This window comes from Streptomyces sp. SS7 (assembly GCF_037993025.1).
In the GTDB taxonomy this organism is placed as follows: domain Bacteria; phylum Actinomycetota; class Actinomycetes; order Streptomycetales; family Streptomycetaceae; genus Streptomyces.
Genome location: NZ_CP141223.1, coordinates 5,797,572 through 5,823,776, shown reverse-complemented (window position 1 = coordinate 5,823,776; position 26,205 = coordinate 5,797,572). Strand labels below are relative to the sequence as shown.

General features: G+C 70.8%; 24 protein-coding genes, 1 tRNA gene and 2 pseudogenes. 16 read left to right on the top strand and 11 right to left on the bottom strand.

Annotated elements, in window-relative coordinates; translation table 11 throughout:
- Positions 1-3: 3 nt before the first annotated feature.
- Positions 4-999 carry an SMI1/KNR4 family protein gene (locus U5640_RS27040; RefSeq protein ID WP_340378326.1) on the bottom strand — a complete coding sequence of 332 codons (996 nt, stop codon included), beginning with the start codon at positions 997-999 and terminating at the stop codon, positions 4-6.
- Positions 1,000-1,314: 315 nt separating this feature from the next.
- Here U5640_RS27040 and U5640_RS27035 point away from each other — a divergent pair, with 315 nt between their 5' ends.
- Positions 1,315-1,848, top strand: a complete 534-nt coding sequence (locus tag U5640_RS27035; protein WP_340378325.1) for a YwqJ-related putative deaminase — start codon at positions 1,315-1,317, stop codon at positions 1,846-1,848.
- Between the two features lie 107 nt (positions 1,849-1,955).
- The gene (locus U5640_RS27030; protein WP_340378324.1) at positions 1,956-2,453 is read left to right on the top strand and encodes an SUKH-3 domain-containing protein; all 498 of its coding nucleotides are present in this window, start codon (positions 1,956-1,958) and stop codon (positions 2,451-2,453) included.
- Between the two features lie 9 nt (positions 2,454-2,462).
- On the opposite strand, the gene U5640_RS27025 is transcribed toward U5640_RS27030, so the two are convergent.
- Complete coding sequence (locus U5640_RS27025; protein WP_340378323.1) at positions 2,463-3,773, bottom strand: histidine kinase; 1,311 nt, start codon at positions 3,771-3,773, stop codon at positions 2,463-2,465.
- Positions 3,774-3,906: 133 nt separating this feature from the next.
- Here U5640_RS27025 and U5640_RS27020 point away from each other — a divergent pair, with 133 nt between their 5' ends.
- From U5640_RS27020 to U5640_RS26985, 8 genes and pseudogenes are all read left to right on the top strand, one after another.
- A complete protein-coding gene (locus tag U5640_RS27020) occupies positions 3,907-4,779 on the top strand; it encodes a helix-turn-helix domain-containing protein (protein ID WP_340378322.1) in 873 nt (290 codons plus the stop codon).
- A 6-nt stretch (positions 4,780-4,785) separates the two neighbouring features.
- Positions 4,786-4,856 (top strand) — tRNA-Gln (locus tag U5640_RS27015).
- 115 nt (positions 4,857-4,971) lie between these two features.
- Positions 4,972-6,420, top strand: coding sequence for a bifunctional UDP-N-acetylglucosamine diphosphorylase/glucosamine-1-phosphate N-acetyltransferase GlmU (gene glmU, locus U5640_RS27010; protein WP_340378321.1), 1,449 nt, complete (start codon positions 4,972-4,974; stop codon positions 6,418-6,420).
- Between the two features lie 83 nt (positions 6,421-6,503).
- Positions 6,504-7,478 carry a ribose-phosphate diphosphokinase gene (locus U5640_RS27005; RefSeq protein ID WP_067251117.1) on the top strand — a complete coding sequence of 325 codons (975 nt, stop codon included), beginning with the start codon at positions 6,504-6,506 and terminating at the stop codon, positions 7,476-7,478.
- Positions 7,479-7,684: 206 nt separating this feature from the next.
- Entirely contained in the window at positions 7,685-8,278 is a 594-nt protein-coding gene (locus tag U5640_RS27000; protein WP_340378320.1) for a 50S ribosomal protein L25/general stress protein Ctc, read from the top strand.
- 155 nt (positions 8,279-8,433) lie between these two features.
- Positions 8,434-9,037 (top strand): annotated as a pseudogene (gene pth, locus U5640_RS26995) (aminoacyl-tRNA hydrolase).
- A 42-nt stretch (positions 9,038-9,079) separates the two neighbouring features.
- Positions 9,080-9,640 (top strand): hypothetical protein, encoded by a 561-nt coding sequence (locus tag U5640_RS26990; protein ID WP_340378319.1) that lies wholly within the window; start codon positions 9,080-9,082, stop codon positions 9,638-9,640.
- A gap of 135 nt (positions 9,641-9,775) precedes the next feature.
- Entirely contained in the window at positions 9,776-10,501 is a 726-nt protein-coding gene (locus tag U5640_RS26985; protein ID WP_340378318.1) for an LPXTG cell wall anchor domain-containing protein, read from the top strand.
- A 95-nt stretch (positions 10,502-10,596) separates the two neighbouring features.
- On the opposite strand, the gene ppc is transcribed toward U5640_RS26985, so the two are convergent.
- On the bottom strand, positions 10,597-13,338 hold the full coding sequence (ppc, locus tag U5640_RS26980) for a phosphoenolpyruvate carboxylase (protein WP_340378317.1): 2,742 nt from the start codon (positions 13,336-13,338) through the stop codon (positions 10,597-10,599).
- Positions 13,339-13,655: 317 nt separating this feature from the next.
- Between ppc and U5640_RS26975 the strand changes: the two genes are divergently transcribed.
- The gene (locus U5640_RS26975) at positions 13,656-14,666 is read left to right on the top strand and encodes an acyl-CoA desaturase (RefSeq protein ID WP_340378316.1); all 1,011 of its coding nucleotides are present in this window, start codon (positions 13,656-13,658) and stop codon (positions 14,664-14,666) included.
- Positions 14,663-15,349, top strand: coding sequence for a TetR/AcrR family transcriptional regulator (locus U5640_RS26970; RefSeq protein ID WP_067251129.1), 687 nt, complete (start codon positions 14,663-14,665; stop codon positions 15,347-15,349). Before U5640_RS26975 ends, U5640_RS26970 begins: the two co-directional genes overlap by 4 nt.
- A gap of 91 nt (positions 15,350-15,440) precedes the next feature.
- Here U5640_RS26970 and U5640_RS26965 read toward each other — a convergent pair whose 3' ends face one another.
- Both U5640_RS26965 and U5640_RS26960 read right to left on the bottom strand, forming a co-directional pair.
- Positions 15,441-15,614 (bottom strand): CsbD family protein, encoded by a 174-nt coding sequence (locus tag U5640_RS26965; protein WP_340378315.1) that lies wholly within the window; start codon positions 15,612-15,614, stop codon positions 15,441-15,443.
- 109 nt (positions 15,615-15,723) lie between these two features.
- Positions 15,724-16,539, bottom strand: coding sequence for a trans-aconitate 2-methyltransferase (locus tag U5640_RS26960; protein ID WP_340378314.1), 816 nt, complete (start codon positions 16,537-16,539; stop codon positions 15,724-15,726).
- An 89-nt stretch (positions 16,540-16,628) separates the two neighbouring features.
- Here U5640_RS26960 and U5640_RS26955 point away from each other — a divergent pair, with 89 nt between their 5' ends.
- Complete coding sequence (locus U5640_RS26955; protein WP_067251132.1) at positions 16,629-17,126, top strand: MarR family transcriptional regulator; 498 nt, start codon at positions 16,629-16,631, stop codon at positions 17,124-17,126.
- Between the two features lie 60 nt (positions 17,127-17,186).
- Here U5640_RS26955 and U5640_RS26950 read toward each other — a convergent pair whose 3' ends face one another.
- On the bottom strand, positions 17,187-17,990 hold the full coding sequence (locus U5640_RS26950; protein ID WP_340378313.1) for a response regulator transcription factor: 804 nt from the start codon (positions 17,988-17,990) through the stop codon (positions 17,187-17,189).
- 271 nt (positions 17,991-18,261) lie between these two features.
- Between U5640_RS26950 and U5640_RS26945 the strand changes: the two genes are divergently transcribed.
- Positions 18,262-18,753, top strand: coding sequence for a GNAT family N-acetyltransferase (locus U5640_RS26945; protein WP_340385363.1), 492 nt, complete (start codon positions 18,262-18,264; stop codon positions 18,751-18,753).
- A 7-nt stretch (positions 18,754-18,760) separates the two neighbouring features.
- On the opposite strand, the gene galK is transcribed toward U5640_RS26945, so the two are convergent.
- From galK to galT, 3 genes are read right to left on the bottom strand one after another with little or no spacing between them, the layout of a single operon-like run.
- On the bottom strand, positions 18,761-19,927 hold the full coding sequence (gene galK / locus U5640_RS26940; protein WP_340378312.1) for a galactokinase: 1,167 nt from the start codon (positions 19,925-19,927) through the stop codon (positions 18,761-18,763).
- The gene (gene galE / locus U5640_RS26935; protein WP_340378311.1) at positions 19,927-20,889 is read right to left on the bottom strand and encodes a UDP-glucose 4-epimerase GalE; all 963 of its coding nucleotides are present in this window, start codon (positions 20,887-20,889) and stop codon (positions 19,927-19,929) included. The genes galK and galE overlap by 1 nt, the downstream gene beginning before the upstream one ends.
- Positions 20,886-21,947, bottom strand: coding sequence for a galactose-1-phosphate uridylyltransferase (gene galT / locus U5640_RS26930; protein ID WP_340378310.1), 1,062 nt, complete (start codon positions 21,945-21,947; stop codon positions 20,886-20,888). The genes galE and galT overlap by 4 nt, the downstream gene beginning before the upstream one ends.
- Positions 21,948-22,098: 151 nt before the next feature.
- On the opposite strand from galT, the gene U5640_RS26925 reads away from it, so the two are divergent.
- Together U5640_RS26925 and U5640_RS26920 are read left to right on the top strand one after the other, a co-directional pair.
- Positions 22,099-23,787, top strand: a complete 1,689-nt coding sequence (locus U5640_RS26925; protein ID WP_340378309.1) for a sodium:solute symporter family protein — start codon at positions 22,099-22,101, stop codon at positions 23,785-23,787.
- Positions 23,788-23,840: 53 nt separating this feature from the next.
- Positions 23,841-24,209, top strand: a complete 369-nt coding sequence (locus U5640_RS26920) for a hypothetical protein (RefSeq protein WP_340378308.1) — start codon at positions 23,841-23,843, stop codon at positions 24,207-24,209.
- 7 nt (positions 24,210-24,216) lie between these two features.
- Here the strand turns inward: U5640_RS26920 and U5640_RS26915 are convergent.
- Both U5640_RS26915 and U5640_RS26910 read right to left on the bottom strand, forming a co-directional pair.
- Positions 24,217-25,140, bottom strand: a pseudogene (locus U5640_RS26915) (dihydrodipicolinate synthase family protein); the annotation flags it as partial.
- 173 nt (positions 25,141-25,313) lie between these two features.
- Positions 25,314-26,024 (bottom strand): response regulator transcription factor, encoded by a 711-nt coding sequence (locus U5640_RS26910; protein ID WP_340378307.1) that lies wholly within the window; start codon positions 26,022-26,024, stop codon positions 25,314-25,316.
- Between the last annotated feature and the right edge of the window lie 181 nt (positions 26,025-26,205).

Genomic DNA, 26,205 nt, shown 5'->3' with positions numbered 1-26,205 from the left:
AGCTCACTCCCCCGCACCGACGGACGCCACGGGCACCGCACGCGCGAACCCGCCGTCCACCATCAGATTCGCCACCGTCTCCAGCTCCGGCGGATTACCGGCCAGCCGCGACAGGAACACGTCGAAGTCCGCACCGCACGGCAGCAGCAGCCGCTGCGTACGCTCCGCGGGCGGCAACGCGGGATCCACGTCCCGGACGTCGTCGTACGCGCAGAACCACACCGAACCGACCCGCTCGCCCTTCACCTTCACCGCGAGCAGCCCGCCCTGCACGAACCCGACACCCAGGTAGTCCTTCGTCAGATGGTCCCGCAGACACTTGTTGACGTACACCAGGTCATTGACCGCCGCCTCGTCCCGCACCGTGAAGAACGGCTGGTCCACCAGCAGCCCCAGCTCGGCGTCGAGCGCCGCGCCCACCGGCGCGCACCCGCCCGCCGCCTTCAGGAACGACCGGTACGCCCCCGGCAGCCGGTACCCCAGGTCCTCCTCGACCCCCTGCACCTGCGCCTCCGTCACCGCCACACCCGACTTCGGCAGCCCCACATGCGCCGGACGCGTCTCCTGCAACGGCCGCGTCCCCCGCTTCCCCTGGTCCACCGCCGCCGTCGCCAGGCCACCGTGATGCCTCAGCAACGCCTTCACCTCGACCGGAACCAGCTCCAGCCGCCGCGAACCCACCACGTGGTGCCACGTCCAGCCGTGCGGCGTCGCCACGTTCGGCACCGTGTCCCACAACGCGTGCCCCGACGCCGCCAGCACCGCGTTCGCCGACACGTAGTCCGTCAACCGCAACTCGTCCACCCCGAAACCCTCCGGGGGATCCGCGATCTCCGCCGCCGCGCGCGCGTACGGCGAGAAATCCGGATAGCCGCGCTCGTCGATCCGCACCCCTCTCGGGTGCCGCGCCGCACGCACCGGATCCGGAAAGTGCACGACCTGCCCGGCATAGGCCGCGTTGGGCGGCGCGGCTTGCTGCCCGAGCCGACTCGTCGTCATGGCGGTTGCCCCCTGCGGCACTCTGGTACGGCCCGCAGCGACCGGTCCCGCTTCCGGACCCGGCCCACCACGCCCCGTATCGACTGTCTCCAACGGTTCTCCAACACGCGCCCACCGCGCGCATCACGGTGCCGACAGCCTATGCGGTACGACGACACAGGTCACCGGCGCTCCGTTCGACGCCCCCCGCACCCGTGACCAGCCGTCACCCCACCCTCACGGACCGCCCGAACGCGGGCGTGTCGCAGCGCCCAGCTTCCCCACCAGCCACGCCATTTGGCACCCTGTGACGTCCGAGGGCATGCTCGGGAGGGGATGACGATCATGAACGCAACGCAAACGGGGCAGCACAACGGGCCGCAAACGCCCGCATCAGGCGACCCCCGCATCGGCTGGTCCAGCACCGAGACCCCCCACACCCCCACACTCCGTCACCGCCGCGACGGCATACTCCCCACCATCGCCGCAGCCCTCTCCGTGCGCGGCGCCACCCTCACCGGCACCGCGGCCCGCGGCGACCAGCCCCCGGCCCTGCACCACCTCGTCCAGGACTTCCTCGACACCCTCGGCAGCGCCCAGCGCGACCGCTTCACCGGACGCTGCGCCGAAGCACTCCTGATCTCCCGCCACATCGCGGCCGCCGACGCCGCCCGCAGCAGACGCGCCGCCCGCAAACCCATGACCAACGGCGAAGCCCGCAAGGCACTGAAACAAGCCAAACTCACCGCCCGCCGCATCCGCGAGGACGGCGACCCGCTCCACGGCAGCTTCGCCGCACCCTGCCGCGCCTGCACCGCCCTCAGCGCCCACTTCGGCGTCCGCATCGTCGACCCGGAAGCCGGCGGCTGACGCCCACAGCACCACCGAGCACGAAACACCACGAACGACGCACCACGAACGACGCACCACGAACGACGCACCGCGCAAGACGCACCGCGAACGACGAACGAAGGCCGATGCACCCGGACCCGCGCACCTCCACCACCCGCTTCCCCGTCCCCGTGGACGCCACCCTGCGCGCCGCCGGCTGGCAACCCGGACGCTGGGACATCAAACAGGCCGAGATCTGGGCCGACACCCTCCGCGACCACACCAGCCCCGCCGGCCACCGCCACGCCGTCTTCCCCGCCGCCGTCGAAGCCTGGGCCGAATTCGGCGGCCTCACCCTCACCCCCGCCGGACCCGGCCGCCAGATCGCCCCCACCCCCCTGCACCTCGACCCCCTCCACGGCCTCCACATGGCCCGCACCCTCGCCGACCTCGGCCGCGCCCTCGACACCGACGTCAGCCCCCTCGGCACCGAGACCGACACCCACTCCCTCCTCGCCATCGACGCCGAAGGCCGCGTCTACGCCCTCGACCACACCGGCGACTGGTACCTCGGCCCCGACATCGACCAGGCCCTCGCCGCCCTCGTCTCCGGCATCGAACCCGTACGCCTCACCGCCGGCTGACCGCCCCCCTCACACGGACGGAATCACCGCCGACACCCGGAAACCACCCGCCTCCGTCGGCCCCGACACGAACACCCCACCCAGCGCCACCACCCGCTCCTTCATCCCCACCAGACCGTTCCCCCCCGACGGCAACCCCGCCGAACCCGCCGCACCCACCTCCGGCGGCGGCCCGTTCTCCACCTGCATCGCGATCTCCGCCACCCGATGCGCCAACCGCACCTGCGTCTTCGCCCCCGCCGCATGCTTGTGCACGTTCGTCAACGCCTCCTGCACCACCCGGTACGCCGTCTGCTCGATCTCCCCCGCATACGACCGCACCTCCCCCTCCACCGACAGCTCCACCACCATCCCCGCAGCCGCCGACTGCCCGATCAACTCCTCCAACTCCTCCAGACACGGCCCCTCACCGTGCTGCTCCACCACCGCCCGCGAAGCCGCCGCCGCTGCCGCCACCCCCACCGCCACCAACGGCACCGACGCCGCCGCCCGCTCCCGCTCCCCACCGCTGCGCAACACCCCCAGCATCTCCCGCAACTCCGTCAACGCCTGCCGCCCCATGTCCCCCACCAACGCGGCGTTCCGCACGGCCTTCTCCGGATCCTTGCGCGCCACGGCCTGCAGCGCCGCCGCATGCACCACCATCAGGCTCACCCGGTGCGCGACCACGTCGTGCATCTCCCGCGCGATCCGCGTCCGCTCCTCCCCCCGCGCCCACTCCGCCCGCTCCTCCGCCCGCTCCGCGAGCAGCTGCAACTCCCGCTCCAGACTGTCCGCCCGCTCCCGCAGGCTCTCCATCAGCCGGCGCCGCTGACCGACGTACAACCCCAGCAGGACGGGCGGCGCGGTCAGCCCCAGCGACATCACCAGCGCCGCGAACGGGATGAACCAGTCCCCGATGGTCAGCCGCCCCGCGTCCATGCTCTGCCGCACCCGGACGAACGTCACGATCAACGTCCCCAGCAGCTGCATCCCGGCGAGCGAGGCGATGATCCGGCGGGGCAGCTCGGACGCGGCGAGCGTGTACAGCCCGACCAGACCCATCAGGAAGCCCATCTGGGCCGGCGTGATCGCGATGGCCACCAGCACCACGGCGATCGGCCACTGCCGCCGCACCACCAGCACCGACCCGGCGAGCCACCCGAAGACGATCCCCACCGCCTCCGGGATCCCGGCGTCCCGCGCGAACGCCACGCCCTCCGCCGCGCACTCCACGGCGGACACCGCGGCCAGGCTCCAGTCGAACGCGGCGCTACGCCACCTGGGCCACCACAGTGGCCCCCTCCGTTCCGCCGCGGTCTCTTCCCCCGTCGAGGTCATGCCTCCAGCCTACGGGCGAGGCCCCATTCGTTTCTGTCGACTTTCTACGACCCCGACCCGACACCTTCGCTCGAACAGGTGAACCGCACTCGTTCGACTCCGGAACCATCCATTCCGGCTGGACGGTATGCGCATGGCACATTCACCTGGCAGGTACGCGGACTTCGAGACCCTGCGCGAGCGGGCGGTCGCCCTGCGGCGGGCGGGCTACAGCCTTCGGCAGATCCGCGACGAACTTCAGGTCCACAACAAAGAGACACTGCAACGCCTCGTCGAGGGTGAGCCTCCTCCGGAGTGGACGAAGCGGCCACGAGCGAAGGACGAGCTTCGACAGAGGGCACGGGAGCTACGACAGCAAGGCTGGACGTACAACCAGATCCAGGCGGAGCTGGGGTGCTCGAAGAGCTCGGTGTCCCTCTGGGTCCGGGATCTGCCGCATCCCGAGCCGAGGTGCACACCGGAGGAGCAGCGGGAGCGAATGAACGCGGGACTCGCACGACTTCAAGCCACCCGGCAACAAGAACGTGAGACCACGAAGCAGGCAGCAGCGGCAGCCGTGGGCACGCTGACGGCGCGGGAACTGTTCCTGACCGGTGTGGCGCTCTACCGGGCCGAGGGCACCAAGGACAAGCCTCACGTTCGCCGGGAGGCTGTGGAGTTCGTCAACAGCGACCCTGACGTGATCAGGGTCTTCCTGGCATGGCTGGACCTGCTCGCCGTGGGACGCGATCGGCTGCACTGCCGCGTCATGATCCATGAATCCGCAGACGTCCTGGCAGCCGAGCGCTACTGGGCCGACCTCCTTGGCCTCGACAGGTCAGACCTTGGCAAGACGATCCTCAAGAAGCACAACCCAACGACCGTGCGCAAGAACACGGGTCAGTCGTACCGAGGATGTCTGGGCGTCAAGGTGCGGCAAGGCGCCGATCTGTACCGTCGCATCGAAGGCGCTTGGTACGGCATAGTAGAGGCTGTCCATCCGGGCGATCTATCGAACCGGACATAAGGGCGATCCCGGGTCGTCTAAGGGCAGGACAGCGTCTTTTGGTGTCGCTTATGGAGGTTCGAATCCTTCCCCGGGAGCCCCAGTGAAGGTGGGCCCTGACAGCACTGTCAGGGCCCGCTCTCATGTCCGCCAGGAAACGCCCCGGTATCCTTCGGGTGTCCCCACCTCACTCCACAGCCGAAGGGCACATTCGTGAGCGCCATTCGCCCGGCAGCCGTCGTCGTTCTCGCAGCGGGTGAGGGCACCCGTATGAAGTCGGCCACACCCAAGGTCCTCCACGAGCTCTGCGGCCGCAGTCTCGTCGGGCATGTGCTGGCCGCCGCCCGTGAGTTGGACCCCGAGAACCTGGTCGTCGTCGTCGGGCACGCGCGCGAGAAGGTCACCGCGCACCTCGCCGAGGTCGACGCCGCCGTGCGCACCGCCGTGCAGGAGCAGCAGAACGGCACCGGTCACGCCGTGCGGATCGCGCTGGAGGAGCTGGGCAGCCGGGTGGACGGGACGGTGGTCGTCGTCTGCGGCGACACCCCTCTCCTGACCGGTGCCACCCTGTCCGCGCTGGCCGCGACCCATCACGGCGACGGCAACGCGGTCACCGTGCTGACCGCCGAGGTGCCGGACGCCACCGGGTACGGGCGGATCGTGCGGGACGAGGCGACGGGTGCCGTCACGGCCATCGTGGAGCACAAGGACGCCTCCGCGGCCCAGCGGGCGATCCGGGAGATCAACTCCGGGGTGTTCGCGTTCGACGGGGCGCTGCTCGCGGACGCTCTCAAGAAGGTCCGTACCGATAACAGCCAGGGTGAGGAGTACCTCACCGACGTCCTGGGGATCCTGCGGGAAGCCGGGCACCGGGTCGGGGCCTCGGTGGCCGCCGATCACCGGGAGATCGCGGGGATCAACAACCGGGTGCAGCTGAGCGAGGCCCGTCGGATTCTCAACGACCGGCTCCTCACGGCCGCCATGCTGTCCGGTGTGACGGTCGTCGATCCCGCCACCACCTGGGTCGACGTCACGGTCACCTTCGAGCAGGACGCCGTCGTGCACCCGGGGACGCAGTTGCACGGTGCGACGCATCTCGGTGAGGGCGCGGAGGTCGGTCCGAACAGCCGGCTGACGGACACGGTGGTGGGTGCGGGGGCCCGTGTCGACAACACGGTCGCCTACTCGTCGCACATCGGCGCGCAGGCGAGCGTGGGGCCGTACGCCTATCTGCGGCCGGGTTCGCGGCTGGGGGCGAAGGGCAAGATCGGGACGTACGTGGAGACGAAGAACGCGTCGATCGGTGAGGGGACGAAGATCCCGCATCTGTCCTATGTCGGTGACGCGACGATCGGTGAGTTCAGCAACATCGGTGCCGCGAGTGTGTTCGTGAACTACGACGGACAGGACAAGCATCACACCACCATCGGCTCGCACTGTCGTACGGGGTCGGACAACATGTTTGTGGCTCCTGTCACGGTCGGGGACGGTGCGTACACCGCCGCCGGGTCCGTGATCACGAAGGACGTGCCGCCCGGTTCGCTGGCCGTGGCCCGTGGTCAGCAGCGGAATATCGAGGGTTGGGTGGCTCGCAAGCGTCCGGGGAGTGCCGCCGCGCAGGCGGCCGAGGCGGCTGCGCGGCAGGGCGAGGGCGAAGGCTGACCGGAAACGGGTGCGTCAAACACGGCGTACCGTGATAAGTGCGAACCCGCACCCCCCTGAGAAACCTCTGAGGAGACAGTGCTGTGACCGGGATCAAGACGACCGGCGAGAAGAAGTTGATGTTCTTCTCCGGCCGCGCCCACCCCGAGCTTGCCGAGGAGGTCGCCCACGAGCTGGGTGTCGGGGTCGTCCCGACGAAGGCCTTCGACTTCGCCAATGGTGAGATCTACGTCCGCTACCAGGAGTCGGCGCGTGGTGCGGACTGCTTCCTGATCCAGAGCCACACGGCTCCGATCAACAAGTGGATCATGGAACAGTTGATCATGATCGATGCGCTGAAGCGTGCTTCGGCGCGTTCGATCACGGTGATCGTGCCGTTCTACGGCTATGCGCGGCAGGACAAGAAGCACCGTGGCCGTGAGCCGATCTCGGCGCGGCTGATCGCGGACCTGATGAAGACGGCGGGTGCGGACCGGATCCTGACGGTGGATCTGCACACGGACCAGATCCAGGGCTTCTTCGACGGTCCGGTGGACCACCTGTTCGCGCTGCCGCTGCTGGCGGACTACGTGGGCAGCAAGGTGGACAGTGCGAAGCTGACCGTGGTGTCGCCGGACGCGGGCCGGGTGCGGGTGGCGGACCGTTGGTGCGACCGGCTGGGTGCGCCGCTGGCGATCGTGCACAAGCGGCGTGACAAGGACGTGGCGAACCAGGTGACGGTCCACGAGGTCGTGGGCGAGGTCAAGGGCCGGGTCTGTGTCCTGGTCGACGACATGATCGACACGGGTGGCACGATCTGTGCCGCGGCGGACGCGCTGTTCGCGCACGGTGCGGAGGATGTCATCGTGACGGCGACGCACGGTGTGCTGTCGGGTCCGGCGGCCGACCGTCTGAAGAACTCGAAGGTCAGCGAGTTCGTGTTCACCAACACGCTGCCGACGCCGGGTGAGCTGGAGCTGGACAAGATCACGGTGCTGTCGATCGCGCACACCATCGCGAGTGCGGTGCGTGAGGTGTTCGAGGACGGGTCCGTGACGAGCCTGTTCGACGAGCAGTAGGGCCGTTCGCCCCCCGTCGTCCTTCGGGTTCTTCCTTCAGGATGATCGATTTTTCTGCGGCCTCCTCCGCCGAGTAGACTTCTGCAGTTGCTCGGCGAGGGAGGCCGCATCCTTGGATGCGACGCTCCGTTATCGACGCGCTCTTCGTAGCAGGCCGTTCGTGGCCGGGTGACCACGTCCGATCCGAGTTCCTACGAGGAGTGATCATGTCCGAGGTCAAGATCTCCGCCCAGACCCGCACCGAGTTCGGCAAGGGTGCCGCCCGTCGTATCCGTCGTGACGCCAAGGTTCCCGGTGTCCTGTACGGCCACGGTTCGGACCCGCTGCACCTGACCCTCCCGGGCCACGACCTGCTGCTCGCGCTGCGTACGCCGAACGTCCTGATCGCCCTGGACATCGACGGCAAGACCAACGAGCTGGCCATCCCGAAGGCCGTGCAGCGTGACGCGATCAAGGGCTTCCTGGAGCACGTCGACCTGCAGCTGGTCAAGCGGGGCGAGAAGGTCACGGTCGAGATCCCGGTGCAGACCGAGGGTGAGCTGGCCGCCGGCGGCAACCTGCTGGAGCACGTCCTGAACGCGCTTCCGGTCGAGACCGAGGCCACCCACATCCCCGAGGGCGTCACGGTGTCCGTCGAGGGCCTGGAGGCCGGTGCCTCCGTCCTCGCCCAGGACATCACGCTGCCGAAGGGCACCACGCTGGCCGTGGACGGCGACACGGTCGTCCTGCAGGTGCTGGCCGCGCAGGCCGAGGAGGCCCAGGGCGAGGGCGCCGAGGGCGAAGAGGCCGCCGAGGCCTGAGCCGCGTAGCTTCGAGGCTGCGTGGGGTCAGGTCGTTTCGTGGCTTTCCCCCGCTTCGCGGCTCTCCCGGCTTTCCCGGCTTTCGTAGCGGTACATCAGCTCCAGCCGCTGTTTCCCCTGTCCCGGGGGGAGCAGCGGCTGCTGCGTAAGGAGACATGGACGTGACGACCCCCGCCAACGCGCCGTGGCTGATCGTGGGCCTCGGCAATCCCGGTCCTGAGTACGCCGGCAATCGCCACAACGTCGGTTTCATGGTGGCCGATCTGCTGGCCGAGCGGATCGGGGGGGAGGTTCAAGCGGGCGGGCAAGGCGCAGGCCCAGGTGGTGGAGGGGCGGATCGGGCCGCCGGGGCCGGAGAACCGGCGGGTGATCCTGGCGAAGCCGATGTCGTTCATGAATCTGTCCGGCGGTCCGGTGAACGCGCTGCGGGACTTCTACAAGGTGCCGGTGGCGAACATCGTGGCGGTGCACGACGAGCTGGACATCGACTACGGCACGCTGCGGGTGAAGCTGGGCGGCGGGGACAACGGGCACAACGGTCTGAAGTCGATGACGAAGGCGATGGGTGCGGAGTACCACCGGGTGCGGTGCGGGATCGGGCGTCCGCCGGGGCGGATGCAGGTGGCGGATTTCGTGCTGAAGGACTTCTCCTCGTCGGAGCGCAAGGAGCTGGACTGGTTCGTGGACCGGGCGGCGGACGCGGTGGAGTGTCTGGTGATCGAGGGGCTGGAGCGGGCGCAGAGTACGTACAACTCGTGAGCTGTCGCCCCCGGAGGTTGACTGACCGCTGAGGGTTGGCCAATGATCCCGGCCATGTCTGCCGCTGCTGTCCCGTCTCATCGCCGGAAGGGCCGTCCGGGCCGTCAAGGCCGCAAGAGGGGTGCCCCTCCGGCGCGTCGGGCGTCCGTGGCCGCCCTGCGTCTCGGGCGGCTCGTGGCGATGGGGGCGGTCGCGGCGCTGATCCTGTTCGCCGGGGTGTGGGGTTCGTGGGGTACGGCGCAGCAGGTGATGCTGACGAAGGGGCGGGAGCACGGCACGGTCGCGGTGACGCGGTGTGGTGCGCGGACCTGTTCGGGGCCGTACTCGCCGTTGTCGGAGGGGTCGACGGCGCGGTCGCGGGTGGTGATCGAGAAGTCGGTGGCGGTGCGCGCGGGGCGGACCTATCCGGTGGTGGTCAAGCCGGGCGGTGCCGAGGTGGTGCGGTCGGGTCCTGCGGGGGTGTTGTACGCGTGGGTGCCGATGGGGGGTGCGCTGTTGCTGGCGTCGGTGGTGGTGGCGGGCGGGTTGGGGCGGGTGCGGTGGGGGTGGGCGCTGGCGGGGTCGGGGGTGGCGTTGCTGACCGCCGCTTTTGTGATGATCTGATGGCTTTCGGTGCGCTTCTTTGCTGTGTGGCGCGCCTCTGTTGCCTGTTCGTGATTGACCGGCGGTCAAGAGCGGTTGGAAGCTGAGTCGCCCCCTCCACATCTTCCCTTTCGTCACTCGAAGATGGACTGCCCCATGCGTACCCTCACCCGGGCCGGAGTCGTCGCCGTCGCGTCCTCGGCGGCCCTGCTGCTGGCTCCCGCCGCCCACGCGGCCAAAGGCGACAACGGCGATGTGAAGACCCACCGGTCGACGACCGCGGAGTCCGACCGGCGCGACGAGCCCAAGGTCTGCGCGTTCTATCTCGACGCCTTCGATTTCGACGGGCTCCAGCAGGTCGCCTGGCACATCGAGGCCTGGGCGGACAACGACGCCGAGAAGGGCGAGACCGTCAAGTCCGGCTCGATCACGCTGGACTCGGACGGTCACGGCCGGACCCAGGATCTGTCGCTGCCCGACGGCCAGTACAAGCTGTTCTGGAACTTCGAGGGCGAGAAGGGGGCGGCGAAGCACAAGGTGTTCAAGGTGGACTGCGCGGAGGAGGGCGGTGGCGGTCCGTCCCCGTCGGGTTCGCCGTCCGGGAGCTCGTCGGCGTCGCCGTCCGGTTCGCCGTCCCAGTCCACTTCCCCCTCGCCCTCCACCTCGTCCTCCACCTCCACCTCCCCCTCGGCTTCGCCCTCCGGGTCCGTCGAGCCCTCGTCCTCCTCGGGTGCGACCCCGTCCTCGGCGTCCACCCCGCAGGGCGGCACCGGTGGTCTCGCCGAGACCGGCAACGGGGCGCCCGTCGGTGTCCTGGCGGCCCTCGCTGCGGCGCTGGTGGGTGCCGGCGGTTACCTCGTGGCCCGGCGGCGCCGAGCCTGACGTACGGAAAAAAAGCCGGGTGCCCCCGAGCCTCGTACTTCTCCGAGGCTCGGGGGCACCCTTCCGTGGTCCCGGCGATGTCCTTGCGTAAGGGCTCAGCCGGTGTTGCGCAGGCCCGCCGCCACGCCGTTGACGGTGAGGAGCAGGGCGCGGGAGAGCAGCGGGTCGGGTTCGGTGCCCGCGGCAGCGGCGTCGCGCTGCCGCTTGAGCAGGGTCACCTGGAGGTAGGAGATCGGGTCGAGGTAGGCGTCGCGGATGCTGAAGGTCTGCTTGAGGACGGGGGTGGCGTCCAGCAGTTCGCGCTCGCCGGTGATCCTGAGGACCTCGGCGACGGTGAGCTCGTGCTCGGCACGGATGCGGTCGAAGACGTGCTTGAGGTCGTCGGGGACGAGGGTGTCGACGTAGTGCTGGGCGATCCGCAGGTCGGTCTTGGCGAGGGTCATCTCGACGTTGGAGATGAAGTTGCGGAAGAAGTGCCACTGCTCGTGCATCTCGTCGAGCACGGTGTCGAGGCCCGCCTCGCGCAGGGCCTTCAGGCCGGAGCCGACGCCGTACCAGCCGGGGACGATCTGGCGGGACTGGGTCCAGCCGAAGACCCACGGGATGGCGCGCAGTCCGTCGAGCGAGACGCCCGAGCCGGGGCGGCGGGAGGGCCGGGAGCCGAGGTGCAGGTCGGCGAGCTGGTCGACCGGCGTGGAGGCGAGGAAGTACGTCGGCAGGTCGGGGTCCTCGACCAGCTCGCGGTACGCCGCGTGCGCCGCGTCGGAGACGACGTCCATGGCGGCGTCCCAGCGGGCGAGGGCTTCGTCGGACTGGCGGGGCGCGGTGTGCAGGGCGGAGGCCTGGAGGGTGGCGGCGACCGTCAGTTCCAGGTTCTCCCTGGCCAGGGAGGGGATGAGGTACTTGTCGGAGATGACCTCGCCCTGCTCGGTGACCTTGATCTCGCCTTCGAGGGTGCCCCAGGGCTGGGCGAGGATCGCGTCGTGCGAGGGGCCGCCGCCGCGGCCGACGGTGCCGCCGCGGCCGTGGAAGAGGCGCAGGCGTACGCCGTAGCGGTGGGCGACGTCGCGCAGCCGGCGCTGGGCGCGGTGGATCTCCCACTGGGAGGTGGTGATGCCGCCGAACTTGGAGGAGTCGGAGTAGCCGAGCATGACCTCCTGGACGTCTCCGCGCAGGGCGACGAGGCGCCGGTAGGAGGGGTCGGAGAGCATCTCCTCCAGGATGGTGTCGGCGGCCTTGAGTTCGTCGGTGGTCTCCAGGAGGGGCACGATGCCGATCCTGGCCCAGCCGGCGTGCAGGTCGACGAGGCCGGCCTCGCGGGCGAGGACGGCGGCGGCGAAGACGTCGTCGGCGCCCTGGCACATGGAGATGATGTACGACTCGATGACCTCGGGTCCGAAGACCTCCAGGGCCCGCTTGACGGTGAGGAAGACGCCGAGGGTCTTCTCGCCGGCCGCGTCGACGGGTGCCGGGGTGGGGGCGAGCGGCCTGCGCGAGCGCAGCTCCTTGGCCAGCAGCTTCGTACGGTATTCGCGGGGCATGTCCACGTACCGCCAGGACTCCTCGCCGAGGCGGTCGAAGAGCTGGCCGAGGGCGTGGTGGTGGGCGTCGGCGTGTTCGCGGACGTCCATGGTGGCGAGCTGGAGGCCGAAGGCGGCCAGGGTGCGGATGGTGCGGTTCATGCGGCCGTCGGCGAAGAGGCCGCCGCGGTGCTCGCGCAGGGAGTTCTGGACGAGGGTGAGGTCCGCCAGGAGTTCGCCGGTGCCGAGGTAGTCGCGGCCGGGCTCGTGCGGGGTGCCCTTGGCGAGGCGCTGCTTGGTGTTCTCCAGCTTCTGCCGGACGCAGGTGGCCTTGAGGCGGTAGGGCTCCTCGGCGTTGAGGCGCTTGTAGCGGGGGCTGATCTCGGGCAGGCGTTCGAGGTCGGCCTTCAGGGAGTCCAGCAGTTCGTCCGTCGCGCCGGTGTAGCGGATGGAGTTCGACAGGAAGCCGCGCAGTTCGTCGATCATCTCCAGGGCGTCGTTGATGCCGTGTTCGTGCTGGAGGATCAGGACGTCCCAGGTGACCTGGGGGGTGACGTTGGGGTTGCCGTCGCGGTCGCCGCCGATCCAGGTGCCGAAGGTGAGGGGGCGGGTGTCCTCGGGGAGGTGGACGCCGACCCGCTCCAGCTCGGAGGTGAGGTCCTCCAGGACGTCGCCGACGGCGTTCGCGTGCAGCTCGTCGAGGTAGTAGATCGCGTTGCGGGCCTCGTCGGCGGGCTCGGGGCGTACGACGCGCAGTTCGTCGGTCTGCCAGACGAGGTCGATGTTCTCGGCCAGGCGCGTGTCGTGGCGCCGGCGGTCGGCCTCGATGACGGGGGTGTCCAGGAGCGCGGCGATGCGCCGGAGCTTGTTCAGTACCGACCGGCGCGCGGCCTCGGTGGGGTGGGCGGTGAACACCGGGCGCACGTTCAGGTTGCGGACGCTCTCCCGGACGTGCTCGGGGTCGGCGTCCTTGAGGCGGTCGGCGGTGCGGGCGAGGAGACCGCCCTCGGCGGCGCGCCGGGCGCGCAGCTCGCGGCCGCGGTGGACCTGCTCGGTGACGTTCGCGAGGTGGAAGTAGGTGGAGAAGGCGCGGACGAGCTTGGCCGCGGTCTCCAGTTCGGTGCCGCGCAGCAGCTCGGCCGCGGCCTCTCCGTCCTCACGGGTGAGACGGCGGACCTTCTCGACCAGGTCGAGCAGCTCGGGGCCCTCCTGCCGGACGAGGGTCTCTCCGAGGAGGTCACCCAGTCGGCGGATGTCGGCCCTCAGTTCGGTACTGGTGGTCGCCGGGGACTCGGTCTGGTCGTCGGCACTGCTCACAGGTGCGGCTCCTTGCAGTGGTGAAGCTCGTCTGAGGCTCGTCTGGGCGGGGCCCGGGACCGTCCTGGCGGCGGGTGCCGCATACGGGCCGGACATCCGGGAAGAAAACAGAGCGGACCGCGCTGTCCGACCGTCTCCAAGGATAGGTGGCGGACGGGACGCGCAGACGGTCGGGCTCTTGCCGCCGGGCAGCGCGCTGCCATACTTACGATGCCGTAGGTTACGGAACCGTAGGAAGCTGTACACGGCATCCTGCGTGAGGCGGCCGTGACCCGGCGACCTGCCACACCATCCTCGAACCCCCCAGGGGACGCCCCATGACCACGCGCTCCGATGTGATCGACGACGCCCCGAAGGCGAACGACGGCGCTCCACTTCCCTCCGCGACGCTCGGTGGCGAGCAGAAGCGTTCGCTGGAGCAGATCACCCTTCTCCTCTTCATCATCGTTCCGTTCCTGGCGCTGCTCGCGGCGGTGCCGCTGGCCTGGGGGTGGGGGGTCAGCTGGCTGGACCTGGGCCTGCTGGTCTTCATGTACTACCTGGGGTGCCACGGCATCACGATCGGTTTCCACCGGTACTTCACGCACGGTTCCTTCAAGGCGAAGCGGCCGCTGCGGATCGCGCTGGCGGTCATGGGGTCGATGGCCGTGGAGGGGCCGCTGGTGCGCTGGGTGGCGGATCACCGCAAGCACCACAAGTTCTCGGACGCGGAGGGCGACCCTCATTCGCCGTGGCGGTTCGGGGAGACCGTCCCGGCGCTGATGAAGGGCCTGTGGTGGGCGCACATCGGCTGGATGTTCGACGAGGAGCAGACCCCGCAGGACAAGTACGCGCCGGATCTGATCAAGGACGGGGCGATCCGGGCGATCTCACGGCAGTTCATCCTCTGGACGGTGGTGTCCCTGGCGATCCCGCCGCTGGTGGGCGGGCTGGTGACGATGTCCTGGTGGGGCGCGTTCACGGCGTTCTTCTGGGGGTCGCTGGTGCGGGTGGCGCTGCTGCACCACGTCACCTGGTCGATCAACTCGATCTGCCACGCGGTGGGCAGGCGTCCCTTCAAGTCGCGGGACCGCTCGGGCAACGTGTGGTGGCTGGCCGTGCTGTCCTGCGGTGAGTCCTGGCACAACCTGCACCACGCGGATCCGACATCGGCGCGGCACGGTGTGATGCGGGGGCAGCTCGACTCCTCGGCGCGGCTGATCCGGTGGTTCGAGGCGTTCGGGTGGGCGTACGACGTGCGCTGGCCGTCACGCTCGCGTATCGATTCGCGTCGCAACACGGACGCGGACGGCTCCCGGCGCCGGAAGGCGGCCGCGAAGGCGGCATGATTGACGCCGTGGCGACCGACTCCAGCAGTACCCCCAGTCCAGGCGGCGAAGCGAAGCCGCGGCGCGCCCGGCGCACCCGGATGACGGGGGCCGAGCGGCGCCAGCAGTTGCTGGAGATCGGTCGCACCCTGTTCGCGGCGAAGGGCTTCGAGGCCACGTCGGTGGAGGAGATCGCGGCGAAGGCCGGGGTCTCCAAGCCGGTGGTGTACGAGCACTTCGGCGGCAAGGAGGGGCTGTACGCGGTCGTCGTGGACCGGGAGATGCGGCGGCTGCTGGACATGGTGACGAGTTCGCTCACCGCCGGTCATCCCCGTGAGCTGTGCGAGCAGGCGGCGTTCGCGCTCCTGGACTACATCGAGGAGTACACGGACGGATTCCGGATCCTGGTCCGGGACTCCCCGATCCCGCAGTCGACGGGGTCCTTCGCCTCGCTGATCTCGGACATCGCCACCCAGGTGGAGGACATCCTGGGGCGTGAGTTCAAGAGCCGCGGTTTCGATCCCAAGCTGGCGCCGCTGTACGCGCAGGCGCTGGTGGGCATGGTGGCGCTGACCGGCCAGTGGTGGCTGGACGTGCGCCGGCCGAAGAAGGCCGAGGTCGCGGCCCATCTGGTCAACCTGGCCTGGCACGGGCTGGACGGGCTGGAGGCGAAGCCGCACCTCATAGGCCGCCGCAAGGCGTAGCCCTGTCCGTCCTGAATGCGCTTGCCTGCCTCTGCTCGCCTGCGCGTGCTCGCCCGTCCGTGCTCGGTGCCTGCCTGCCTGTCCGTGCCGGTCAGTGCTTGAAGATGTCCTTCGTCTTCTCCTTGGCCTGACGGGCGTCGCCCTTGGCCTGTTCGGCGCGGCCCTCGGCCTCCAGCGGTACGTCGCGCGTCACCCGGCCGGCGGCCTCCTTGGCCTTGCCCTTGAGCTGTTCCTTCTTCCCCTTGGCCTTCTGGTCGCCTGCCATGGTGGTTCACTCCTCGGTTCGTCGGCCCGCGGTTGCGTCGGCATCTCCCGAGTGGCCGGGCGCGCCGCTTCTCAAACACCGGTGCGGGCAACCCGCCCGGCCGGCTGTGTCACGCCCTCTTGGTGGCGACGGCGAACAGGCGGCGAAAGGGCAGGACGGTGCCGTACGGGGCGGGCGGGTAGGCCTCGCGGAGCAGGTCGCGGTACTCGGTGACGAAGGCGTCCCGGGCCTCGGGGTCGTCGGCGAGGGCGTCGAGGGCGGGGCGCAGCCCGGTGCCCTTGACCCAGTCGAGGACGGGGTCCTCGCCCGTGAGGACGTGGTGGTACGTCGTCGTCCAGACGTCGGTGGCACAGCCGAGGCGGGCGAGGCGGTCGAGGTAGACGCCGGGGGCGTGGACGGAGTCCGCGGGGCGCAGGACGTGGGTGAGGCGGTCCTTCCAGCGGGGGGTGCCGGCGAGCGCGCGCATGAGGGCGTGCAGGGGGGCGTCGGTGTTGTGGGGGACCTGGAAGGCGAGGGTGCCGCCGGGGGCGAGGCCGTCGAGCCAGGCGGGGAGGGCGTCGAGGTGGCCGGGGACCCAGTGCAGGGCGGCGTTGGAGATCAGCAGGTCGTAGGTCTCGCCGGGGGTCCAGGTGGTGAGGTCGGCGTGGGCGAAGTCGAGGCGCGGGCCGGCGTGCGCGGCGGCGTCGGCGAGCATCTGCGGGGAGTTGTCGTAGCCGGTGATGCGGGCGGCGGGCCAGCGGTCGGCGAGGACGGCGGTGACGTTTCCGGGGCCGCAGCCCAGGTCGGCGATGCGGGGCGGGTCGCCGGGGAGGTCGGGGACGCGGGCGAGGAGGTCGTGGAAGGGGCGGGCGCGGTGGCCGGCGTGGCGGAGGTACTGGGCGGGGTTCCAGGAGGGGTTGGTCGTCGTACCCGGGTCGGTCGTCATAGCCGTAACCTTCCCTCCGGATTTATCTCGATGTCAAGAGACTTGATCTCAAGAGACTTCATGTCGACACAACCACTACACTGATCGCCATGGAGGACGAGGTCGATCGGCTGGTCGCAGCGTGGCGCCGGGAGCGCCCCGACCTCGACGTGGAGCCGCTGGAAGTACTCAGCCGGGTGAGCAGACTGGCCCGGCATCTGGACCGGGCGCGCCGGCTGGCGTTCTCCGAGCATCAGCTGGAGCCCTGGGAGTTCGACGTGCTGACCGCGTTGCGGCGCGCGGGGGCGCCGTACCAGCTCTCCCCCGGGCAACTGCTGACCCAGACGCTGGTGACCTCGGGCACGATGACGAACCGGATCGACCGGCTCGCGAAGAAGGGCCTGGTGGAGCGGCTGCCGGACCCGAGCGACCGGCGCGGTGTGCTCGTCCGCCTCACCGACGACGGCAAGGACCGCGCCGACCAGGCGCTGGCCGGGCTGCTCGACCAGGAACGGGCGATCCTGGCCGAGCTCTCGCACGCGCAGCGCGGCGAACTGGCCTCCCTGCTGCGCCAGCTGACCGCCCCGTTCGACAACATCCCCGGCTGAGGTCCTGCCGGGCGGATCAAGGGCGCGGAGGCGCGGCCCGCCCCGCTGGACGTCGGCCGGTCAGGCGCTGTGGGTCTCCTCCGCCCTGATCTGCGCGGCAGGCCCCAGGTCCACCGGCCCGACGCCCGCCCTGCGGGCCAGGGCGACGGCGGCGAGGGTGGAGTGGACGCCCAGTTTGCCGAGGACGTTCTGCATATGGGTGCGGACGGTGTGCGGGGACAGGAAGAGGCGCTCGGCGACGGCCTTGCGCCCCAGGCCCGCCACCATGCACCGGAGCACTTCGCGTTCCCTCGGGGTGAGGGACTCCACGAGCCGCTCGCTCTCGGTGCGGTGCTTGCGGGCGGCGGTGAGTTCGCGCAGGACGCCGGTGAGCAGGGCGGGCGGCAGATGGGTCTCCTCGCGCAGCACCCCGCGGATGACGGTGAGCAGCCGGGACAGCGAGCAGTCCTTGGCCACCCATCCCGAGGCCCCGGCCTGGAGGGCGAGGGCGGCGCGGCGCGGGTCGTCCTTCTCGGCGAGGACGACGACCCGGACATGGGGCTGGCCGGAGCGCACCCCCGAGACGAGGGAGATCCCGTCGACGAGCCCGTCCTCGCCCACCTCGTGCACGGGCACGGCGGGCCGTATGCCGGGCAGCGCACCGCCCGGACCACCTCCCGCTCCCGCTCCGGCGCCGAGATCGGCGTCGACGAGCAGCACGTCGTAGCGGCGTCCCTCGGCGGCCGCGCGCTCCAGGCTGCGCAGCGCCGCGGGGCCGCTGCCGGCCGCGGAGACGTCGACGTCGGGCTCCGCGGCGAGCGCCGCGGCGAGCGACTCGGCGAAGATGCGATGGTCGTCGACGACCAGGACTCGGATGCGAACCACGAAACCCCCTTCCCCAGGCTCCTGTCCGGAGCAGGGGATACCCCAAAGTCCTCAGAGACGGAGAACGACGACCGGCGCGGGTACGACGCCCGGAGGGGATGGGGTCACCGCGCGGCCGCCGCCGTGCAGAGACTGCTACCCCGACTCCGGGCGCCGTACCCGACTGTCTCGCCCCCTGATCGGCACCGGCCCCCACCGGTGCTGTTCATCAGGGTAGGGCTGTGGGCGGGCAGCGGAAGGAAAAACGCAGAACTGGTTGGCCAGGGCGTTTATGGTGTGCCGCATGTTTCGTCTTGAGACAGAAGTCGACAGCACCAGGCGCGATCTTCTTCGCTCGCGGCTCCGCGACACCAACACGACGGCCTCGCCGGTCCTGCGGGCGCTGCGCGGCACCCCCGCCGAGCGGGAGACCCCGCTGCACGTGTGGGCCGCAGACGCGGACGGTGGACTGGCGGGCGGGCTGGTCGGTCACACGTGGACGGCCTGGCTGCACGTGGCCCTGCTCTGGGTGGACGAACGCCACCGCGGCTCCGGCCTGGGCAGCCGGCTCCTCGGCGAGGCGGAACGGGTCGCCGTCGAGGAGCGGGGCTGCCGTCACGCCCGTCTGGAGACCTGGGACTTCCAGGCCCCGGACTTCTACCGGCGCCTGGGCTACGACGTGGTGTGCGTGATCGAGGACTATCCGCCGGGCGTCACGGAGTACACGCTGACGAAACGGCTGGGTGAGGCGGAGAAGTCCCGCCCCACCCCGATCTCTTCCTGACGGCTGGTCAGATCAGGCGCCGCGCCCCCGCCGAGGGGACCGCCTCGAAGACGCGGGGAGCCGTGTGGCCGGCCGCGGCGAAGGCCTCCTCGATCGCCTTGGTGAGGGTGTCGACCTCGGCGGTGTCGGCGAGGACGATCGCGGAGCCGCCGAAGCCGCCGCCGGTCATCCGGGCGCCGAGGGCGCCGTGGGCGACGGCGGTGTCGACGACCAGGTCCAGCTCGGGGCAGGAGACCCGGAAGTCGTCGCGCAGGGAGGCGTGGCCCTCGGTGAGGACCGGGCCGACGGCGCGGGTGTCGCCGGCCTCCAGCAGGGCGACCGTGCGTTCGACGCGCGCGTCCTCGGTGACGACGTGCCGGACCAGGCGGCGCACCTCCTCCTCGTCGCCGAGACGGGCGAGGGCCGCGTCCAGGTCGGCGAACGGGACGTCCCGCAGGGCGTCGACGCCGAGCAGGGCGGCGCCCTTCTCGCAGCCCTCGCGGCGCTTGCCGTACTCGCCGGTGCTGTGGGAGTGCTTGACCTGGGTGTCCACGACGAGCAGCCGCATCCCCTCGGCCGCGAGGTCGAGCGGGATCTGCTTCTGGGACAGGTCGCGGGTGTCGAGGAAGAGGGCGTGGCCCTCCTCGCAGCAGGCCGAGGCCGTCTGGTCCATGATCCCGGTGGGGGCGCCCACGTAGACGTTCTCCGCGCGCTGGCACAGGCGGGCGAGCTGCCAGCGCTGCAGGCCCAGCTCGTAGAGGTCGTTCAGGGCGAGGGCCACGACGACCTCGATCGCCGCCGACGAGGACAGGCCCGCGCCGGTCGGGACCGTCGAGGTGAGGTGGATGTCGGCGCCGGTGACCGGGTGGCCGGCCTCGCGCAGCGCCCAGACGACCCCGGCGGGGTACGCCGTCCAGCTCGCGTCGGACTCCGGGACGAGGTCGTCGAGGCGGAGTTCGGCGACACCGCCCTCGATGTCGGAGGAGTGCAGGCGCAGCACTCCGTCCGCGCGCCGGGAGACCGCGGCGAGCGCCTGGTGCGGCAGCGCGAAGGGCATCACGAAGCCGTCGTTGTAGTCGGTGTGCTCACCGATGAGGTTGACGCGGCCGGGCGCGGCCCACACCCCGTCGGGCTCGGCGCCGTACAGCCCGGCGAACGCCTCGCGCACTTCCTGTGCCGCCACTGCTGCCCCCACTACTGCTCCCTTGCGATGTGCTGGGCGAACTCCCACGCGTCCGCGACGATTCCGGCGAGGTCCGCGCGGGAGGGGTTCCAGCCCAGCCGTTCGCGGGCGGTGGCCGCGGAGGCGACCAGGACGGCCGGGTCGCCGCCCCGGCGGGGGGCCACGATCTCGGGGATCGGGTGGCCGGTGACCTCGCGGACGGTCTCGATGACCTCGCGGACCGAGAAGCCGTTGCCGTTGCCCAGGTTGCAGATGAGGTGCTCGCCCGGGGCGGCGGCGGCGACGGCGAGGAGGTGGGCCTCGGCGAGGTCGGCGACGTGGATGTAGTCGCGCACGCAGGTGCCGTCGGGGGTCGGGTAGTCGTCGCCGTAGACGGAGATGGCCTCGCGGCGGCCCTGGGCGACCTGGAGGACGAGCGGGATGAGGTGCGACTCGGGGTCGTGGCGCTCGCCGTGCGCCCCGTAGGCGCCCGCGACGTTGAAGTAGCGCAGGGAGACCGCGCCCAGGCCGTGCGCCGCCGCCTCGCCGGTGATCATGTGGTCGACGGCGAGCTTGGTGGCCCCGTAGGGGTTGGTGGGCTTCGTCGGCGCGGTCTCGACGATCGGGACCTGCTCGGGTTCGCCGTAGGTGGCGGCGGTGGAGGAGAAGACGAGCTTGCGCACGCCCGCGTCGCGCATGGCGGCGAGCAGGGCCATGGTGCCGCCGACGTTGTTGTCCCAGTACTTCTCGGGCTTCACGACGGACTCGCCGACCTGCGAGGACGCGGCGAAGTGCAGCACCGCGTCGAAGGAGGCGTCGAGCCACTTGGCGGCGTCGCGGATGTCGCCCTCGACGAAGGCGGCGCCGGCGGGGACGCCCTCGCGGAAGCCGGTGGAGAGGTTGTCCAGGACCACTACCTCGTGCCCCGCCTCCAGCAGGTGCTGGGCGACGACACCGCCGACGTAGCCGGCCCCTCCGGTCACCAGGTACTTCATGAACTCGCTACCTCTCGCAGTCGCTCGGCCGCGCGCTCCGGTGGCACGTCGTTGATGAAGACGTTCATGCCGGATTCGGAGCCCGCGAGGAACTTCAGCTTGCCGGACGTCCGGCGGATGGTGAAAAGCTCGAGGTGGAGTGCGAAGTCGTCGCGGTTGACGCCGTCGAACTCCTCCAGCGCGCCGAACGGCGCCTGGTGCCAGGCGGCGATGTAGGGCGTGGGCGGTTCACCGTCACCGAAGATACGGTCGAAGCGCCGCAGGAGTTCCAGGTAGACCCTGGGGAACTCCGCGCGGGCCTCCTCGTCGAGCGCGAGCAGGTCGGGGACGCGGCGCTTGGGGTACAGGTGCACCTCGTACGGCCAGTGCGCCGCGTACGGCACGAAGGCGACCCAGTGTTCACCCTCCAGGACGACCCGCTCGCCGGCGAGTTCACGCTCCAGGACGGCGTCGAAGAGGTTCTCCCCGCCGGTGGCCTCCCTGTGCGCGGCGACCGAACGCAGCATCAGGGCGGTGCGGGGGGTGGTGAACGGGTAGGCGTAGATCTGCCCGTGCGGGTGACCCAGTGTCACGCCGATCTCGGCACCGCGGTTCTCGAAGCAGAAGACCTGGTCGACGGAGGGCAGATGCGACAGCTCGGACGTCCGGTCCGTCCACGCGTCGAGGACGAGGCGCGCCTGCTCCTCGGTGAGGTCGGCGAAGGACGCGTGGTGGTCGGAGGTGAAGCAGACCACCTCGCACCGCCCGGAGTCGCCGGCCAGGGAGGGGAAGCGGTTCTCGAAGACGACGGCGTCGTACGACGAGTCCGGGATCTCGCTGAGCCGCTCGCCCTGGGAGGGGCAGAGCGGGCATTCGTCGGCCGGCGGGTGGTAGGTGCGCCCCTGCCGGTGGGAGGCGATCGCGACCGAGTCGCCCAGCAGCGGGTCCCGGCGTACCTCCGAAGTGGTGACCGTGGGGTCCAGCGGACGCCGGTCCACCGCGTCGCGCACCGAGTCGTCCCGCAGGTCGTAGTAGATCAGCTCACGACCGTCGGCCAGCCGGGTCGAGGTCTTCTTCACCGCGACTCTCCATTGCCAAGTAAGTGCCTAGTAAGTGCCAAGCAGGTACCGAGTAAGACTTCAAACAGAACCGAACACATAGAAACATAAACACGCGCGGGAAGTAACCCCCCACAACCAAACAAAGACCACCAGACAAGGTGAGCTCCGGATGCAGACCCCCACACCCTCCGTGCACCTGGCAGCCGAGCTGCGGCTCCCCACGAACGCGCTCGACTACACGATCCTCGGCATCTACTTCGTCGTCGTCCTGGGCATCGGCTTCGCCGCCCGCAAGTCGGTGCGGACCAGCCTCGACTTCTTCCTCTCCGGGCGCTCGCTGCCCGCCTGGATCACCGGCCTCGCCTTCATCTCGGCCAACCTCGCCGCCACCGAGATCCTCGGCATGGCCGCGAACAGCGCCCAGTACGGCGCCTACACCGTGCACTGGTACTGGATCGGCGCCATCCCCGCGATGGTGTTCCTCGGCCTGGTGATGATGCCGTTCTACTACGGCAGCAAGGTCCGCTCGGTGCCCGAGTTCCTGCTGCTGCGCTTCGACCGGGGGGCCCATCTGCTCAGCTCGGTCCTCTTCGCCTTCGCGGCGATCCTCATCGCGGGCGTCAACCTCTACGCGCTGGCGATCGTCGTGGAGGCCCTGCTGGGCTGGCCGCAGTGGGTGGCCATCGTGGTCGCGGGCTTCTTCGTCCTCGCCTACATCACCCTGGGCGGCCTGTCCTCGGCGATCTACAACGAGGTGCTGCAGTTCTTCGTGATCCTGGCCGCGCTGATCCCGCTGTCGGTGCTCGGCCTGAAGCGGGTGAACGGCTGGGACGGCCTCACCGACAAGCTCACCGCGACCCACGGGGAGAACTTCACGACCGCCTGGGGCGGCACCGGCATCGGCAGCGACAACCCGCTGGGCGCGAACTGGCTCACGATCGTGCTCGGCCTCGGCTTCGTCCTCTCCTTCGGCTACTGGACGACGAACTTCGCCGAGGTCCAGCGCGCCCTGTCGGCGAAGAACCTCTCCGCGGCCCAGCGGACGCCGCTCATCGCCGCGTACCCGAAGATCTTCATCGTGTTCCTGGTGATGATCCCCGGCCTGGTCGCGGCGGCCCTGATCCCGGGGTTCGGCACCGGCGACTCGGGCTACCAGTACAACGACGCGATCCCGTTCCTCATGGTGGAGCTGCTGCCCAACGGCGTGCTCGGCATCGCGGTGACCGGTCTGCTCGCGGCGTTCATGGCCGGCATGGCGGCCAACGTGTCCTCCTTCAACACGGTGTTCACCACCGACATCTGGGCCAAGTACGTGGTGCGCGGCCGTGAGGACGCCTACTACGTCCGCTTCGGCCGGCTGATCACCGCGATCGGGGTCGCCGCCTCGGTCGGGACGGCCTTCCTGGCCTCCTCCTTCTCCAACATCATGAGCTACCTCCAGACCCTGTTCTCCTTCTTCAACGTCCCCATGTTCGTGGTCTTCATCGTGGGGATGTTCTGGAAGCGGGCGTCGAAGAAGTCGGGCTTCTGGGGCCTGCTCGCCGGCACCACCGCGGCGATGGTCAACTACTTCGTCCTCTACAAGCAGGACGTCATCGGCATCCCCACCGACCAGGGCGCGAACTTCGTCTCCGCCATCGCCGGGTTCGTGGCCGGAGCGGTCGTCATGGTGGCCGTCTCGCTGTTCACCGCGCCCAAGCCCGACGAGGAACTGCAGGGCCTGGTCTACGGCACCCGCTCCCCCGGCATGGCCGAACCCCCCGCGGCCGGCGACGACGCCTGGTACCGCAGGCCCGCGCTGCTGGGCTGGGGGGCCGTGATCCTGGCGGCGGCCTGCTACATCCCGTTCTCGATCTGAGCCCGCTCGCGCCCCGCGCGGGGGACCGCCGCGCGCGGGAGACTGGAGAGACCATGTCCGAGCACTTCGACCCCGAGGAACGCCACGAGGCCGCCGAGCGGCTGCGGCGCGCCGGGTACTCCGAGGCCGACGTCCAGCGCGAGGTCACCGAACTGGAGCAGAAGTCGGCGACCGCGGCCCGCATCTTCGACCTGCGCCGCATCATCGGCGGCCTGTTCGTCCTGTACGGCGTCATCCTCACGCTCACCGGCCTCACCGACAGCGACGCCGAGATCGACAAGGCCCAGGGCATCAACATCAACCTCTGGACCGGCGTCGGGATGCTGCTCCTCGGCGTCTTCTTCCTGGTGTGGCTGTGGCTGCGCCCGGCGTCCGCCCCGGCCCCGCCGCTGCCGGCTCCGGGGGACACGCCGTCCGACTGACGCGCTGGAGCAGCCCGGCCCGCTCCAGGAAGCCGGCCACGCCCGCGGTCTCCTCGGGGGAGAGCGGGACCTGGGGCTCGGCCGTCGCCGGGCAGTCGATGACACCGCGCAGGTGCAGGGCCGTCTTGAACGCGCCCAGGGCCGCCGAGCCCGCGCCCATCCGGGCCGGGTCGCCGACGGACACCATGCCGAACAGGGCGCACAGCCGCTCCTGCTCGGCCCGCGCGCCCGCCACGTCGCCCGAACGGCACCGGCGCACCAGCCGGACGTATCCGTGCGGGTCGACGTTGGCCAGGCCGGGCACCGCGCCGTCCGCGCCGAGGGCCAGGGCCGCGTCGACCAGCAGCTCGGAGCCGGTCAGGACGCCGAACCCGGGCAGGTCGCGGGCGCCGGTGACGACCTCGCGGAGGCCGGCCAGATCGCCGCTGGAGTCCTTCAGCCCGGCCAGCACGCCCTCGGCGGCCAGCTCCAGGACGAGCCCGGCGGGCAGCTTGGTGTGCACGGCGACCGGGATGTCGTAGGCGATCACCGGCAGGCCGCCGCGCTCGGCCACCAGCCGGTAGTGACGGGCGATCTCGGCGGGGTGGGTGCGGGTGTAGAACGGCGCGGTGACGACGACCGCGTCCGCGCCCGCCGCCCCGGCGGCCGCGACGTGGTCGAGCACCCGGGGCGTGGTCATGTCGACGGCGCCGGCCAGGACCGGCAGCCGGCCCGCCACGTGCGCGACGACGGTCTCGGTGACCAGCCGACGCTGCCGGTCGGTGAGGAACGCGACCTCCGAGGTGGATCCGAGCACGAACAGCCCGTCCACCCCGCCGTCCAGGAGATGGTCGACGAGCCGGCGCAGCGAGGGGACGTCCACCTCGCGGTCCGGGGTCAGGGGGGTGCAGACCGGCGGGATCACTCCGGAGGGCGGGGCGGGCAGGGTCATCGCGGCTCCCTGGGCAGGCTCTCGGGTACGAGGTCGTCGGTGGACTCGTGCTCCTGCACAGGATGGTGACAGCGGGGACGGTGTCCGGCCGCCGACACGGCCGGAACCCAGGCCTCGCGCGCGGCCCGGCCGGATCGCCGACCGGCACCGGACGGGTCGGCGGTCCGCAGCGGTCACCCGTGGGAGTGATCGGCGTCGGCGGCCGCGCGGCCCAGGCCCACGGGGCCCGCGCGGTCCAGCAGGCCGGTGCGGGCGGCCAGGGCCGCCGCCTCCAGCCGGGAGCCGACGCCGAGTTTCATGAGGACGCGCTGGACATGGGTGCGGGCCGTGGAGGGGGCGATGCCCATGCCCGCCGCGATGAGGCGGGTGTCCTCGCCGTCGGCAACCCGGACCAGGACCTCGACCTCGCGCGGGGTGAGCAGCTGCAGAAGCCGCTGCCCCTCGTCGTCCGGCTGGGCGGCGGGGTTGAGGAGTTCGCCGAAGGCGCCCTGGAGGAGCTGCGGGGCGACCGCGGCCTCACCCGCCCTCGCCTTCATGATGGCCCGCTCGACGCCCTCGATGCGCTCGTCGTGGCGTACGTAGCCGGAGGCGCCCGCGGCGAACGCGGCCGCGATGCCCCGGGGGCTGGGCACCGGCCCGAGGACCAGGACCGCGACCTGCGGGCGCTCCCTCTTGATCCGGACCACCGGGTCGAAGATGCCCGGCTCGGCCGGGGCCGCCGTCCCGAGCAGGCACACCTCCGGCGCCCGGGTGATCACCAGCTCCGCCGCCCCCGCGGCCGGCGCCGCCGCGGCGAGCACCCGGTGCCCCCGCAGCTTCAGCGCCGAGGCCAGCGCCTCGGCGAGCAGTCGGTGGTCGTCGACCACCATCAGCCGCACTCCCATCGGCAACCCCCCAGTCCCCCCACGGAACACAACAAGACGGAACACAGCAGAACTGTCGCAACAGACAAAAGGTGCCCCCCGGCACCCCGTTCCTCATGCCCCCGGAAGCTACACGCTTGTTCGACGTTGCGCTCCCCCTACCGGCGAGAAGTGCCCCGGATCGTCGAAATTCCTCGCATTC

Coding starts and splice junctions, on each gene's coding strand:
- U5640_RS27030 (WP_340378324.1), top strand. CDS start 1,956: ATGCACCCGGACCCGCGCACCTCCACCACCCGCTTCCCCGTCCCCGTG.
- U5640_RS26990 (WP_340378319.1), top strand. CDS start 9,080: ATGATCCCGGCCATGTCTGCCGCTGCTGTCCCGTCTCATCGCCGGAAG.
- U5640_RS27000 (WP_340378320.1), top strand. CDS start 7,685: ATGTCCGAGGTCAAGATCTCCGCCCAGACCCGCACCGAGTTCGGCAAG.
- U5640_RS27035 (WP_340378325.1), top strand. CDS start 1,315: ATGACGATCATGAACGCAACGCAAACGGGGCAGCACAACGGGCCGCAA.
- U5640_RS26960 (WP_340378314.1), bottom strand. CDS start 16,539: ATGACGACCGACCCGGGTACGACGACCAACCCCTCCTGGAACCCCGCC.
- U5640_RS26920 (WP_340378308.1), top strand. CDS start 23,841: ATGTCCGAGCACTTCGACCCCGAGGAACGCCACGAGGCCGCCGAGCGG.
- U5640_RS26975 (WP_340378316.1), top strand. CDS start 13,656: ATGACCACGCGCTCCGATGTGATCGACGACGCCCCGAAGGCGAACGAC.
- U5640_RS26965 (WP_340378315.1), bottom strand. CDS start 15,614: ATGGCAGGCGACCAGAAGGCCAAGGGGAAGAAGGAACAGCTCAAGGGC.
- U5640_RS26955 (WP_067251132.1), top strand. CDS start 16,629: ATGGAGGACGAGGTCGATCGGCTGGTCGCAGCGTGGCGCCGGGAGCGC.
- U5640_RS26925 (WP_340378309.1), top strand. CDS start 22,099: ATGCAGACCCCCACACCCTCCGTGCACCTGGCAGCCGAGCTGCGGCTC.
- U5640_RS26945 (WP_340385363.1), top strand. CDS start 18,262: ATGGTGTGCCGCATGTTTCGTCTTGAGACAGAAGTCGACAGCACCAGG.
- U5640_RS26970 (WP_067251129.1), top strand. CDS start 14,663: ATGATTGACGCCGTGGCGACCGACTCCAGCAGTACCCCCAGTCCAGGC.
- galE (WP_340378311.1), bottom strand. CDS start 20,889: ATGAAGTACCTGGTGACCGGAGGGGCCGGCTACGTCGGCGGTGTCGTC.
- U5640_RS26985 (WP_340378318.1), top strand. CDS start 9,776: ATGCGTACCCTCACCCGGGCCGGAGTCGTCGCCGTCGCGTCCTCGGCG.
- U5640_RS27025 (WP_340378323.1), bottom strand. CDS start 3,773: ATGACCTCGACGGGGGAAGAGACCGCGGCGGAACGGAGGGGGCCACTG.
- U5640_RS27040 (WP_340378326.1), bottom strand. CDS start 999: ATGACGACGAGTCGGCTCGGGCAGCAAGCCGCGCCGCCCAACGCGGCC.
- U5640_RS27020 (WP_340378322.1), top strand. CDS start 3,907: ATGGCACATTCACCTGGCAGGTACGCGGACTTCGAGACCCTGCGCGAG.
- U5640_RS26910 (WP_340378307.1), bottom strand. CDS start 26,024: ATGGGAGTGCGGCTGATGGTGGTCGACGACCACCGACTGCTCGCCGAG.